Raw genomic sequence first — 13478 nt, 5'->3', positions numbered from 1 at the left:
GTCGCGCGAGCGCGTCGAGACACCGGTGAGGTGCGAAGCCGGCCGGCCGGCTGGTCGGCACCGGCATCACGGCCGGTCGGACCCCGGCGACTCGAGCAGCGCGGGACTGGTGCAGCTGTTTCGTCGGTTGTCGGCCGATATACCGGCCGACAACTGACGAACTCCCCGGTCAGCCGGGGAATTCGCGCCCGCTCGGCCAGGACGGCTGGCGGACCCAGGTGGTGGCGAGGGGGCGGTAGCCGGCGCGCGCCCAGAACGGCGTCGACCAGGGGTTGGTGGCCCCGTGGTGCAGCAGGGTCGCGGCGGTGCCGACCTCGGCGAGGGCGGCGTGCGCGGCTGCGACCAGGGCGGTGCCGACGCCACCGCCACGACGGCCGCCGGCGACGTGGAGGTCCTCGAGGTAGGCCACCGGGCCGTCCTCGGCGACCGCGCCCGTGACCCAGTCGGCGTGACCGGGCGGCTGCACCTCGCAGCTGCCGACGACCTCGCCGTCGCGCTCGGCCAGCCACGACCAGCCCGGACGCTCGCGCAGCTGCTCGGCGACGGCGTCGCGCAGCAGCGGCTCGGGGTCGGGGTGCGCCGGCACCACCGACGAGGTGGTCTCGAAGCGCTGCAGCCGCACCCGGTGCTCGACCAGCGCCGCGGCGTCGGCCCGGGAGCCGGGGTCGGCCGGTCGCACGACGAGCCCGGGGCAGGGGGCGGCGGGAGACGCCGGGGCAGGGCGACGTACGGCGAGCACGGTCGCGGCCGCGAACCCGGTGTCGAGCAGCGGCCGCACCAGCGGCAGGTCGCGCGACGGGGCCGTCAGGTGCACCTGGACCCCGTCGGGGGCCTCGTCGACGGCCCGGCGCAGCAGCGGCCCCGCCGCTGCCGCGGCGGCGTCGGTGCGGGCCCGCAGCCGCACGCGCAGCACCCGGGGCGCCACCCACAGCGCCATCGTGGTCGTCTGGTCGGCCTCGGCGACGTCGAGCAGCGCGACCGCGTCGCCGTCGTCGGACGTCAGCACCCGGGTGCCGGGCTGCAGGTCAGCGGGCTGGATCCGCGTCACCGGGTCGTGCCGGCCGACCCGTCGCTGGTGCTCGTCGAGCCACGGGGGCAGGGCCGCTGCGGGGTGGTCCACGGCCGCGACGCTACTGCCGCCCGTTAGGACCACGACACCCGTGGAGGTATGGTTGCGGGCGGTGGTCACACAGCCGAGCGCTCGTCCTGCGCCCACGCGGACGTGCGTCGGGTGCCGGCAGAAGGCCACCGTAGGAGAGCTGTTGCGGGTGGTCGCTCGCTCGGGGGAGTCGCCCCAGGATTCCTGGTACGCCGCCCCCGACCCGCGCCGCCGTGCTCCAGGCCGTGGGGCGCACCTGCACCCCACGGAGGCGTGCCTGGCTCGGGCCGAGAAGTCCCGGGCCGTGCCGCGCGCGCTGCGTCACGACGCGGCGACGTACGGCCCGCTCGACCTGGAGCCGCTGCGCCAGCACGTCCTGACCGCACCGCACACCGCACCACCCACCACACCCCGACCGGACGACACAGGGAGCACCAGCTCATGAGCCTGCGATGAGAACTTCGCGATGAGCCTGCACTTCAACTAACGGTTCGGCCCTCCTGGGCTCGGACCAGGAGGACACACACACGTGGCAAACACTCGAGTCAGCGACCTCGCCAAGAAGTACGGCGTCCCCAGCAAGGAAGTCATCTCCCTGCTGAACGACCTCGGCGAGTTCGTCAAGGCGCCGTCGTCGGGCATCAACCCGCTCGTCGAGAAGCGCTTCAACGACACCTACGGCTCCGACCTCACGGCCAAGGCCGAGGCCGCCGCCGCCAAGAAGGCCGCCAAGAAGGCGCCGGCCAAGAAGGCCGCCGCCGAGGCCGCCGCGACCCCCGCCGAGGCTCCGGCCGCAGCGGGAGCACCGGCCCCCGCCGAGGCCCCGGCCCAGCCCGAGGCCCCGGCCGTGCCCGAGGCTCCCGCTGCACGTTCCGACGAGGACGGTGACCGTCCCGGGCCCCGTCCTGCTGCTCCCGGCGGCGCCGGCCAGCCCACCCCCGGTGGTGCCGGCTTCAAGCCCGGCCCGCGACCGCGCGCCGGCGCTCCGCGACCCGGCAACAACCCGTTCAGCTCCTCGCAGGGCATGGGTCGGCGTCCCGCCGCGCCCCGTCCCGGCGGCGCCCCGGCCGGTGACGACCAGCGTCCGCCGCGTCCGGGCGGCGGCGGCGGCATGCCGCGGCCCAACCCGGCGATGATGCCCAAGTCCCCGGCCGCCTTCGGCCAGGGTCCCGGCGGTCGTGGCCCCGGCGGCCCCGGCGGTCGTCCCGGTGGTCCCGGCGCCCGTCCGGGCGGCCCCGGTGGTCGTCCTGGTGGCGGCGCCCCGGGCCGCGGCGGCTTCGGCGGCGGCCCCGGTGGCCCCGGTGGTGCGCCCGGTCGTCCCGGCGGTGGCCCCGCCGGACGCGGTCGTCCCGGCCAGCGCGGCACCACGCAGGGCGCCTTCGGTCGCCCCGGTGGTCCCTCGCGCCGCGGTCGCAAGTCCAAGCGGGCGCGTCGTCAGGAGTTCGAGGCCATGCAGGCCCCGACCATCGGCGGCGTCCGCGTCCGCAAGGGCGACGGCGAGACCGTGCGCCTGGCGCGCGGTGCGTCGCTGACCGACTTCGCCGAGAAGATCGGCGTCGACCCGGCCTCGCTGGTGCAGATGCTCTTCCACCTCGGTGAGATGGTCACCGCGACCGAGTCGGTCAACGAGGCCACCCTCGAGCTGCTCGGCGAGGAGCTCAACTACGTCGTGCAGGTCGTCTCGCCCGAGGACGAGGACCGCGAGCTGCTCGAGTCGTTCGACCTCGAGTTCGGCGCCGACGAGGGCGGCGAGGCCGCCCTGGTCTCCCGGCCCCCGGTCGTCACCGTCATGGGTCACGTCGACCACGGAAAGACCAAGCTGCTCGACGCCCTGCGCAGCGCCAACGTCGTCGACAAGGAGGCCGGCGGCATCACGCAGCACATCGGTGCCTACCAGGTCGCGACCGAGGTCGACGGCGACGACCGTCGCATCACCCTGATCGACACCCCCGGTCACGAGGCGTTCACCGCCATGCGTGCCCGCGGTGCGCAGGCCACCGACATCGCGGTGCTGGTGGTCGCGGCCGACGACGGCGTGATGCCGCAGACGATCGAGGCGCTGAACCACGCGAAGGCCGCCGAGGTCCCGATCGTGGTCGCGGTCAACAAGATCGACGTGCCGGCCGCCGACCCGACCAAGGTCCGCGGACAGCTCAGCGAGTACGGCCTCGTGCCCGAGGAGTACGGCGGCGACACCATGTTCGTCGACGTCTCCGCCAAGGCGCAGACCAACCTCGACGGTCTCCTCGAGGCCGTCGTGCTGACCGCCGACGCCTCGCTCGACCTGCGCGCCAACCCGGGGCAGGACGCCCAGGGCCTCGTCGTCGAGGCGCACCTCGACCGCGGTCGCGGTCCGGTCGCCACGATCCTGGTCCAGCGCGGCACGCTGCGCGTGGGCGACTCGATCGTCGCCGGTCCGGCCCACGGTCGTGTCCGCGCGATGCTCGACGAGCACGGCGACAACATCGAGGAGGCCTCGCCGGCCCGTCCCGCGATGGTGCTCGGTCTGTCCGGAGTCCCCGGCGCGGGCCAGAACTTCATCGTGGTCGAGGACGACCGCATGGCCCGTCAGATCGCCGAGAAGCGCGAGGCCCGCGAGCGGGCGGCCATGCAGGCCAAGCGCCGCGTGCGCCGCAGCCTCGAGGACTTCATGGCCTCCATGGAGAAGGGCGAGAGCCAGGAGCTCAACCTCATCCTCAAGGGCGACGTGTCCGGCTCGGTCGAGGCCCTCGAGGACTCGCTGGCCCAGATCGACGTCGGCGACGAGGTGTCGCTGCGCGTCATCGACCGCGGTGTCGGTGCCATCACCGAGACCAACGTCGACCTGGCCGCCGCCTCCGACGCCATCATCATCGGCTTCAACGTCCGCCCGCAGGGCAAGGCGACCGAGATGGCCGAGAAGGAGGGCGTGGAGATCCGCTACTACTCGGTGATCTACCAGGCCATCGAGGAGATCGAGGCCGCCCTCAAGGGCATGCTCAAGCCGGAGTACGAGGAGCAGGTCCTGGGCCAGGCGGAGATCCGCGCGATCTTCCGCAGCTCCAAGATCGGCAACATCGCCGGCTGCATGGTCACCAGCGGCCTGATCCGACGCAACGCCAAGGTCCGCCTGATCCGCGACGGCGCCGTCGTCCAGGACAACATGGACCTCGCCTCGCTGCGTCGCGAGAAGGACGACGCCGCCGAGGTCCGCGAGGGCTTCGAGTGCGGTCTGGTGCTCCGCGGCTTCAACGACATCAAGGAAGGCGATGTCGTCGAGGCCTTCGAGCTCAAGGAGATCCCGCGCGGCTGAGCTGACGGTCTCGACGGGCTCGACCGACGGTCGAGCCCGTCGAGACCTCGTCTCCGTGCACGGGCCCGTCGCCTGACGGGTGAGGAGAGACAAGATGAGCAGTCCACGCGTCCGCAAGATCGCCGACCGCGTCAAGGTGCTGGTGGCCGAGCTGCTGGAGCGGCGGGTCAAGGACCCCCGGCTGGGGTTCGTCACCGTCACCGACGTGCGCGTCACCGGCGACACCCAGCACGCCACGGTCTTCTACACGGTGCTCGGCCAGGACGCCGACCTCGAGGGCACGGCTGCCGCGCTCGCCTCGTCGCGCGGCATGATCCGCTCGGAGGTCGGCAAGCAGCTCGGCATGCGACACGTGCCGACCCTGGAGTTCGTCCACGACGCGCTGCCCGAGACGGCGCGGCACATGGAGGACCTGCTCGAGAAGGTGCGTCAGGCCGACGCGGAGCGGTCCGCCCAGGCGGCGGCCGGGGCGGCGTACGCCGGCGACCCCGACCCCTACCGCAAGCCGCGCGAGGACGACGAGCTGCACGACGAGCTCGACGACCTCGACCAGACGCGCGGGGCGCGACCGGAGTGAGCGCGCGACCGGCCGGTCCCGACGGGCTGGTCGTGGTCGACAAGCCCGGCGGCATCACCAGCCACGACGTGGTCTCGCGGGCGCGGCGCGCCCTCGGCACCCGCAAGGTCGGCCACGCCGGCACGCTCGACCCGATGGCGACCGGCGTCCTGGTGCTCGGCGTCGGCCGCGCCACCCGACTGCTGGGCCACCTCAGCCTGACCGAGAAGGCGTACGACGCCACGGTGCGGCTCGGTGCCGCGACCACCACCGACGACGCCGAGGGCGACGTCGTCTCGATGGCCGCCGTCGACCACCTCGACGAGGCGCGTGTCCGTGAGGCGCTCGCGACGCAGGTCGGCGAGCGTGACCAGGTGCCGAGCGCGGTCAGCGCGGTCAAGGTCGACGGCCGACGTGCCTACGAGCGGGTGCGCGCGGGCGAGCAGGTCGAGCTGGCCGCCCGCCGGGTGCGCATCGACGCCCTCGACGTGACGCGCGTCGAGCTGCCCGACCTCGACGTCGCGGTGCGCTGCTCGAGCGGCACCTACGTGCGCGCGGTCGCGCGTGACCTCGGCGCCGACCTCGGCGTCGGCGGCCACCTGGTGGCGCTGCGGCGTACCTCGGTCGGGCCGTTCGGGCTCGACGTCGCCTGCCCGCTCGACGACCTCGAGCCGGGTCGGCTGCTCACGATGGAGCAGGCCGTGCGGCTGGCGTTCCCGGTGCTCGAGCTCGACGAGCAGCAGGCCACCGATGTCGGGTTCGGCCGCCGCATCGAGGTCGACCTGGGCGCCGACGGCCCCGTCGCCCTGCTCGCCCCCGACGGCCCCTTCCTCGCGCTCTACCGCCAGGACGGCCCCCTCGCCCGCGCCGTCGCCGTCTTCACCGGCTGACCGTCATCCGCTCGATGTCAGGTCTCGGTCGTCCGGGGCCGGCTTCGCCGACCCGATCCTGACAGCGAGCGGCGGATTACCCGGTCAGGCGGGTAATCCGTGCGTCGCCGTCAGGAACGGGTCGCTGCGGTCACGGTCGGGCGACCCGATCCTGACAGCGAGCTCGCCCCTCGACGTACGACGACGCCCCCCGGCCCGGGGTGACCGGGACGGGGGGCGTCAGGGGTGGTGCGGGGTCAGACCTTCGCGACCGCGGGGGTGCCCGGGGCCGCGGTGGCCGTGCGGTTGGCGCCGATCTGCTTCAGGGCGATGACCGCGGCGGTGGAGACGAGCACACCGGCGACCAGGCTGATCAGGAAGCCGATGATGTTGCCGACCGCGAACAGCACGAAGATGCCGCCGTGGGGCGCCCGCAGGGTGACGTCGAGCGCCATCGAGAGGCCGCCGGTGACGGCGCTGCCGAGCATGATCGAGGGGATCACGCGCAGCGGGTCGGCCGCGGCGAACGGGATGGCGCCCTCGGTGATGAAGGACAGGCCGAGCGGGAGCGCCGCCTTGCCGTTCTCGCGCTCGACGGGGGTGAAGAGCCGGGAGCGGACCAGCGTGGCCAGGCCGAGCGCCAGCGGCGGCACCATGCCGGAGAGCATGACGGCCGCCATGATGCGCAGCTCGGGGGAGTCGCCGCCCGTGACGGCGGCCGCGGTACCGACGCCGGCGGCGGCGAAGGAATAGGCCGTCTTGTTGAGCGGGCCACCCATGTCGAAGGCCATCATCAGGCCGAGGATGACACCGAGGATGATCGCGGAGCCGCCCTCGAGGCTGTTGAGGCCGTTGGTCAGCGCGGACTGCAGGTTCGACAGCGGCCGGGCCAGGACGACGACCATGAGGAAGCCTGCGATCAGGGTCGCGAACAGCGGGATCACCACCACCGGCATCAGGCCGCGGGCCCAGACCGGCACCTTGATGCGCGAGATGTAGAGCGCGACGACACCGGCGAGCACGCCGCCGACGATGCCGCCGAGGAAGCCGGAGTTGATGACGCCGGCGATCGCACCCATGACGAAGCCGGGGGCGATGCCCGGACGGTCGGCGATGGCGAAGGCGATGTAGCCCGCCAGGGCCGGCACCAGGAACGAGAACGCCGTGCCGCCCAGGGTCAGCAGCAGCGCGCCGAGGTAGACGAGCAGCGGGCCGCGGGTGAACTCCGCGCCGTTGGCGAACTCGTACGCCGAGACGTCGGGCAGGTTGAACAGCGTGGAGTTGGTCGCGATGTGCTGCGCGGTGTTGACCGCGGCACCGTCGAAGGTCGAGCCCAGCGCGATCTCGTAGCCGCCCAGCAGGAACGACAGCGCGATCAGCAGACCGCCGGCCGCGACGAACGGGATCATGTAGGAGACACCGGTCATCAGCACGCGACGGGTGCGCGCGCCCCACGACTCGGTGTCGCCGCTCGTCGTGGTGGCGCTGTCGCCACCGTCGCCGTCGGCGGCCACGCGGGGGGCGTTGGGGTCGCCGGCGTACGCCAGGGCTTGCGCGACGAGGGCGTCGCCGTCCTCGATCGCCTTCTTGACGCCGGTCGAGACGACGGGCTTGCCCGCGAAGCGGTGCTTCTCGCGCACCCCGACGTCGACGGAGAAGATCACCGCGTCGGCGCGCTCGATGACCTCACGGGGCAGCGGGGTCGAGCCCGCGGAGCCCTGGGTCTCGACCTGGATCTCGACGCCGGCCTTCGTGGCCGCCGCCTCCAGGGCCTCGGCGGCCATGTAGGTGTGGGCGATGCCGGTGGGGCACGCCGTGACCGCGACCAGGCTGCGGGTCCGCGACTCGGCCGCGGGGGCGGCAGCGGCGGGGGCGGCAGCGACAGCGGGGGCGGACGCCGTCGGGGCCGGGGCCTCCGCGGCGGGGGCCGGCTTGTCCTCGACCACCGAGCTCACCAGCTCGGCGGCCTCCTCGGGGGTCTGCGCCGCACGCAGGGCCGCGGTGAAGTCGGGCTTGACCAGCGAGCGGGCCAGCTTGGTCAGCACCTGGAGGTGCGTCTGCCCACCGCCCTCGGGGGCCGCGATGAGGAAGACGAGGTCGGCCGGGCCGTCCTTGGCGCCGAAGGCGACCGGCGTGGCCGGCCGGCAGAAGACGAGCGTCGGGACCTCGACGGCCGCGGTGCGGCAGTGGGGGATCGCGATGCCGCCGGGCAGGCCGGTGGCGGCGGTCTTCTCCCGGTTGAGGGCGTCGGTGGTGAGCCGCTCGGGGTCGGCGGTGCGCCCCCCCTCCGCGGCGTACGACGCCAGCGTGCGGATCGCCGTCTCCTTGTCGGGGCCGAGGTCGGCGCCGAGGCGGACGAGCTGCGGGGTGAGCAGGGGCTCGGACATGGTGTTCTCCGGTGTCGTGAAGAGGTGGATCAGGCGTCGAGGTCGCGCTCGACGAGCTCGGCGATCGTGGCGACGGCGGCCTCGTCGTCGCCTGAGACCTCGACGGTGGCGCCGTTGCCCGCGCCGAGGGTCATGATGAGCAGGGCGGACGAGGCGTCGACGGGCTCGTCACCGGGCAGGCCGATGGTGACCTCGGAGTCGAGCTCGGCCGCGGCCTCGCTGATGATGGCGGCGGGGCGGGCGTGGAGACCGACGGCGGATCCGACGACGACGCTCTTGGTGGCCATGTGGGGTGTCCTCTCAGGGGGTGGGGGGAGTGCAGACCTTGCCGTGCTCAGACGGCGCTGGCCAGGGGGCCGACCGTGACGCGGTCGACGTGGACCTGCGAGGGGTCCGGGATCGTGGTGCCGGGCAGGGTGACCGCGGCGTTGCCGTAGGCGACGGCGAGCACGAGCCGCTCGGGTGCGGCGAGTCCGCGGGCGTGGCCGAGCAGGTAGCCGAACAGGCTGGAGTCGCCGGCGCCGACGGTGCTGACGACCTCGACCGGCGGGGCGGTCGCGTGCCAGGCGTCGTCGGCGGTGACGAGCACCGCGCCGAGCCCGCCGAGCGTGACGAGCACCGACTCGACGCCGCGCGCGCACAGGTCGCGGGCGGCGTCGGTGGCGGCGACGGGGTCGGAGTCGACGGGCCGCAGCGAGCCGGTCACGGCCGCCAGCTCCTCGCCGTTGGGCTTCATCAGGTGCGGGGCCGCGCCGGGAGCCAGGCCCTCGACGAGTGCGCGCAGGGGGGCGTCGCTGGTGTCGACGGCCACGCGGGCCGGGGTGCTCGCCAGCTCGCGGACGAGGCCGGCGTACCAGTCGTCGGGCGTGCCGGGCGGCACCGAGCCGGCCAGCACCACCCAGTCGTCGGTCGAGCACCGGGCCGCCTGCTCGAGTAGGGCGTCGGCGAGGCGGCGCAGGTCGTCGCCGCCGACGGGGTGGCCGGGGGAGTTGAGCTTGGTGGTGGTGCCGTCGGGCTCGGTGATCGACAGGTTGATGCGGACGTCGCCCGCTGGCGCCACCGCCACGACCGGCACGGACGCCGCCCGCAGCTCCTCGGCGTACGGGTCGTGGTCGCGGACCGGCAGCACGGCGGCGGTCTCGACGCCGGCGGACACCGCCGCCCGGCTGATGTTGACGCCCTTGCCGGCCGCCTGCATGGTCACCGACTCGAGGCGGTGCACGGCGCCGCGCACGAGGGGGGACCCGGCGGCGCCGAGGGCGACCGTGCGGTCGAGGCTCGGGTTGGCGGTGAGGGTGACGATCACGCGACCACCACCGAGACCCCGGCCGCCTCGAGGGCGGTGACGTCGCGGTCGCGCACGCGGTCGTCGGTGACGACGGTGTCGACCTCGCTGACATCTGCGAACCGCACGGTGTGCTCCTCTCCGATCTTGTCCGCGTCGGCCAGCAGGACGACGCGCTCCGCGGCGCGGACGACCGCGCGCTTGGCGGCGGCCTCCTCGACGTCGGGGGTGCTGAGGCCGTGGGCCACGGTGAGCCCGTTGGTGCCGAGGAAGGCGATCTCGACCCGCAGCTGCGAGAGCGCCGCGACCGTGTCGGCGCCGACGGCGGCCTGCGTGCTCTGCCGCACGCGGCCCGGCAGCAGGTGCAGCTCGACGTTGCCGGACTGGCCCAGCCGGGTGGCGGCCGGGAGGGCGTGGGTGAAGACCACCAGGCGGCGGTCGACGGGCAGGTGGGCGGCGAGCCGGCCGACGGTGCTGCCGGCGTCGAGCACCATCGAGACCTCGGTCGGGGGGAGCAGCCGCACGGCGGCCCGGGCGATGCGGGTCTTCTCCTCGGTGCGCGACTCGTCGCGCTCGGCGAGGCGGGGCTCGGTGATGGTGCGGCTCGGCACGGCCCCGCCGTGGACGCGTCGCACGAGCCCGACCTGCTCGAGGGAGGAGAGGTCGCGGCGCACGGTCTCGGTGGTGACCTCGAACGTCGCCGCGAGCTCGGTCACCGAGACGCGACCGCGACGCATCACCGACTCGGCGATGGCCTGCTGGCGCTCCTCGGCGTACACGTCCGCTCGCCTCCTCGGGGGCTCGGGCCACGACTGGTGTGGCTTCGGTTGGCTTCGGACCTGTTTTTATGTCCGAACGTGTTGACTTGTCAAGGGCGACACCCGTTAGGTTGTGGTCATGGTCACCTCCACCCCTGTCTCGAGCTCCACCGACGTGCTGCGTGGCACCCCCGTCGTCGCGGGCGTGGTGCACGCGCCGGTCGTGGTGGTGCGCACCGACCTCGACCCCGACGCCGTCGCTGCGTTCCGTGCGCGCACCGACCTCGACGCCGACGCCGCGCTGGCGGCGTACGACGAGGCGGTCGCGGCCGTCGCCGACGGCTTCTCGCGTCGCGCCGACAAGGCCGAGGACGCCGCCGCCGAGGTGCTGACCGCGAGCGCCGGGCTGGCCCGCGACAAGGGGCTGCGCACGATGGTCCGCAAGAACCTCTCGGCCGGGGCGTCGCTGCTCGACGCGCTCGACGACGCCGTCGAGCACTTCGCCAGCATGTTCACCACCATGGGCGGGCTGATGGCCGAGCGCGTCACCGACCTGCGCGACATCGGGCGTCGTACGACGGCCCACCTCGTGGGCCTGCCCGAGCCCGGCGTGCCGCAGCCCGAGCGCCCGTCGGTGCTCGTCGCCGACGACCTCTCGCCGGCCGACTCCGCGGGCCTCGACCCGGCGATGGTCGCCGCCCTGGTGATGGAGCGTGGCGGGTCGACCAGCCACACCGCGATCATCGCCCGCCAGCTCGCCATCCCGTGCCTGGTCGGCGTCACCGGTGCCCTGGCGCTGCCCGACGGCGCCGTCGTCCTGGTCGACGCGGCGGCCGGGGTCGTCGAGACCGACGTCGACGAGGCGTCGGCGGGGGAGCGCGTCGAGCGCTACCGCGTCGAGCGCGAGGAGCTCGACTCGTGGACCGGCCCTGCCGCCACCGCCGACGGCGTCGCGGTCAAGCTGCTCGCCAACGTCGCCGACGGCGCCTCCGCGTCGTCGGCCGCCGAGGGCCCGGTCGAGGGCGTCGGTCTCTTCCGCACCGAGCTCGCCTTCCTCGGGAGCGCCAAGGAGCCCAGCGTCGAGGAGCAGGCCGACCTCTACGCCTCGGTGCTGCGTCCCTTCGGCGCCGAGCGCAACGTCATCACCCGCACCCTCGACGCCGGCTCTGACAAGCCGATCGCCTACGCGACCCTCGAGGGCGAGGAGAACCCCGCCCTCGGCGTCCGCGGCTACCGGCTCGCCACCGAGAAGCCCACGCTCATCGAGCACCAGCTCGACGCGCTGCAGCAGGCCGGCGAGGCCGTCGGCACCACCCCGTGGGTGATGGCGCCCATGATCGCCACCGCCGAGGAGGCCGCCGAGTTCGCCGGCCTCGCCCGGTCGCGGGGCCTGGTGCCCGGCGTGATGATCGAGGTGCCGAGCGCGGCCCTGCTCGCCGACCAGATCCTCGAGCAGGTCGACTTCGTCTCGATCGGCACCAACGACCTCACGCAGTACACGATGGCCGCCGACCGCATGGCCACCCCGCTGGTGCACCTCACCGACCCGTGGCAGCCCGCCGTGCTCCAGCTCGTCTCGGTCACCGCCGCGGCCGGCCAGCGGGCCGGCAAGCCCGTCGGCGTCTGCGGCGAGGCCGCCGCCGACCCGATGCTCGCCTGCGTGCTCGTCGGCGTCGGCGTCACGTCGCTGTCGATGGCCGCCGCCTCCGTCCGCGCCGTCGGCGCCCAGCTCGGCCGCGTCACCCTCGAGCAGTGCACGGCGGCCGCCGAGGCCGCCATGTCCGCCCGCGGCCCCCAGGCCGCCCGCGACGCCGTCCGTGAGGTGCTGGCCGGCTGACCAGCCGGGCCTGAGCACGACGAACGGGGAGGACCACCCGCACCTGGTGCGGGTGGTCCTCCCCGTTCTGCGTCGTGCGCCGGCCCCGGCTCGTGGCCTACGTGAGGTGACTCGTGAAGGCTTCGAGGCTCGCGCTGCAGACCCTCACTCCGTTCGGGCCTGCAGCCCTCGCACCTCAGCCTCCCGGTCTCGCGTAGTCCGTCGCTCCGCTCCGGACTACGGCTCGACCGTGACCTTGATGGCTTCGCCGGCCTTGACGATCCGGAAGGCCTCGAGGGCGTCATCGAGGGGGACGTGGCGGGTGATGAGGTCCTTGACGGGGACCTGGCCGGTGGAGATGTACTCCAGCGCCCGCTTGTTGTGCTCGGGGGCGGAGCCGTTGGCGCCGTGGATGTGCAGCTGGCGGTAGTGCACGACGTTGGAGTCGCAGGTGATGGTCGGGTCGGTCTTCGGCAGGCCGCCGAAGAAGGAGATCCGGCCGTTGCGAGCGGCCATGGCGATGGCCTGCTCCTGGGTGACGTTGGCGGCGGTGGCGGTGATGATGACGTCGGCACCCCGGCCGCCGGTGAGCTCCATGACGCGCTCGACGACGTCGACCTCGGCGCCGTTGATGATCTCGTCGGGCTGCACGGCGTCGGCCGACATCTGCAGCCGCTCGGCGTTGACGTCGACGAGGTAGACCGGGCCCGACTGGTGGACGCCACGGGCGATGCGGATGTGCATGCAGCCGATGGGGCCGGCGCCGAAGACGACGACGGTGTCGCCCTCCTCGATGCCGAGCAGCTCCTGGGCGTTGATGGCGCAGGCGAACGGCTCGGCGGCAGAGGCCTCGTCGTACCCCACGTTGTCGGGGATCCGGTTGAGGCCGTCGACCTTGAGCACCTGCTTCGGCACGATCATGAACTCGGCGAAGCCGCCGTCGTACTGGTAGCCGACCGAGGTCTGGTTCTGGCAGACGGCCATCCAGCCCTTGCGGCACTCGTGGCACTCGCCGCACGGCACGGCGGCGATGACCTGGGCGCGGTCGCCGACCTCCCACGAGGAGCCGTACGTCGCGTTGACCTCGGAGCCCACCTCGACGACCTCGCCGGCGATCTCGTGGCCGATGGTGCGCGGCGGGGTGAGGTTCTGGTGGCCGTTGTGGAAGATCTTGACGTCGGTGCCGCAGGTCGAGCAGTTCTTCACCCGCAGCTTGACCTCGTCGGGCCCGCACTCGGGCTCGGGGACGTCCTCGATCCGGACGTCCTCGGGGGCGTAGAACCGCAGTGCCTTCATGTGTTCCTCCAGTCGAGCGGGGTGAGGTGTCGTGTGCGTGACGCTAGCGTCCGTTCCCACAAAAAGCCACAGGCTCAAAAAAACGTCGTGCCCGAACGCTTGGCAACGTGCCCGATTGTT

Annotated in this window: 11 protein-coding genes; 5 read left to right on the top strand and 6 right to left on the bottom strand. The window is 73.7% G+C overall.

Annotated elements, in window-relative coordinates:
• Nucleotides 1-169: 169 nt before the first annotated feature.
• A complete protein-coding gene (locus tag ACYU8I_RS09690) occupies nt 170-1120 on the bottom strand; it encodes a GNAT family N-acetyltransferase (RefSeq protein ID WP_460840022.1) in 951 nt (316 codons plus the stop codon).
• Here ACYU8I_RS09690 and ACYU8I_RS09685 point away from each other — a divergent pair.
• The 4 genes from ACYU8I_RS09685 to truB all read left to right on the top strand — a co-directional run bounded on the left by ACYU8I_RS09685 (nt 1011) and on the right by truB (nt 5837).
• Nucleotides 1011-1544: a YlxR family protein gene (locus ACYU8I_RS09685; protein WP_460840021.1), complete on the top strand. Its 534-nt coding sequence runs from the start codon at nt 1011-1013 to the stop codon at nt 1542-1544. The two genes, ACYU8I_RS09690 and ACYU8I_RS09685, sit on opposite strands and share 110 nt — an antisense overlap.
• A gap of 84 nt (nt 1545-1628) precedes the next feature.
• The gene (infB, locus tag ACYU8I_RS09680; RefSeq protein ID WP_460840019.1) at nt 1629-4391 is read left to right on the top strand and encodes a translation initiation factor IF-2; all 2763 of its coding nucleotides are present in this window, start codon (nt 1629-1631) and stop codon (nt 4389-4391) included.
• Between the two features lie 94 nt (nt 4392-4485).
• A complete protein-coding gene (rbfA, locus tag ACYU8I_RS09675; RefSeq protein WP_460840017.1) occupies nt 4486-4968 on the top strand; it encodes a 30S ribosome-binding factor RbfA in 483 nt (160 codons plus the stop codon).
• Complete coding sequence (gene truB, locus ACYU8I_RS09670) at nt 4965-5837, top strand: tRNA pseudouridine(55) synthase TruB (RefSeq protein ID WP_460840014.1); 873 nt, start codon at nt 4965-4967, stop codon at nt 5835-5837. Before rbfA ends, truB begins: the two co-directional genes overlap by 4 nt.
• 236 nt (nt 5838-6073) lie before the next feature.
• Here the strand turns inward: truB and ACYU8I_RS09665 are convergent, their stop codons facing one another.
• The 4 genes from ACYU8I_RS09665 to ACYU8I_RS09650 are packed head-to-tail and all read right to left on the bottom strand — an operon-like array spanning nt 6074 to nt 10267.
• On the bottom strand, nt 6074-8203 hold the full coding sequence (locus tag ACYU8I_RS09665; protein WP_460840011.1) for a PTS fructose transporter subunit IIABC: 2130 nt from the start codon (nt 8201-8203) through the stop codon (nt 6074-6076).
• A gap of 29 nt (nt 8204-8232) precedes the next feature.
• On the bottom strand, nt 8233-8490 hold the full coding sequence (locus tag ACYU8I_RS09660; RefSeq protein WP_460840009.1) for an HPr family phosphocarrier protein: 258 nt from the start codon (nt 8488-8490) through the stop codon (nt 8233-8235).
• A 47-nt stretch (nt 8491-8537) separates the two neighbouring features.
• Nucleotides 8538-9509, bottom strand: coding sequence for a 1-phosphofructokinase family hexose kinase (locus ACYU8I_RS09655; RefSeq protein WP_460840006.1), 972 nt, complete (start codon nt 9507-9509; stop codon nt 8538-8540).
• Complete coding sequence (locus ACYU8I_RS09650; RefSeq protein WP_460840004.1) at nt 9506-10267, bottom strand: DeoR/GlpR family DNA-binding transcription regulator; 762 nt, start codon at nt 10265-10267, stop codon at nt 9506-9508. Before ACYU8I_RS09650 ends, ACYU8I_RS09655 begins: the two co-directional genes overlap by 4 nt.
• Before the next feature lie 118 nt (nt 10268-10385).
• On the opposite strand from ACYU8I_RS09650, the gene ACYU8I_RS09645 reads away from it, so the two are divergent.
• Nucleotides 10386-12083 (top strand): putative PEP-binding protein, encoded by a 1698-nt coding sequence (locus ACYU8I_RS09645; protein WP_460840002.1) that lies wholly within the window; start codon nt 10386-10388, stop codon nt 12081-12083.
• A 216-nt stretch (nt 12084-12299) separates the two neighbouring features.
• Here the strand turns inward: ACYU8I_RS09645 and ACYU8I_RS09640 are convergent, their stop codons facing one another.
• Nucleotides 12300-13358, bottom strand: a complete 1059-nt coding sequence (locus ACYU8I_RS09640; protein ID WP_460840001.1) for a zinc-dependent dehydrogenase — start codon at nt 13356-13358, stop codon at nt 12300-12302.
• Between the last annotated feature and the right edge of the window lie 120 nt (nt 13359-13478).

The sequence above is a fragment of the Nocardioides marmoraquaticus genome (assembly GCF_054777915.1).
Note: the sequence above shows the minus strand (reverse complement) of the source record. Positions and strands in the feature narration are given on the sequence as shown.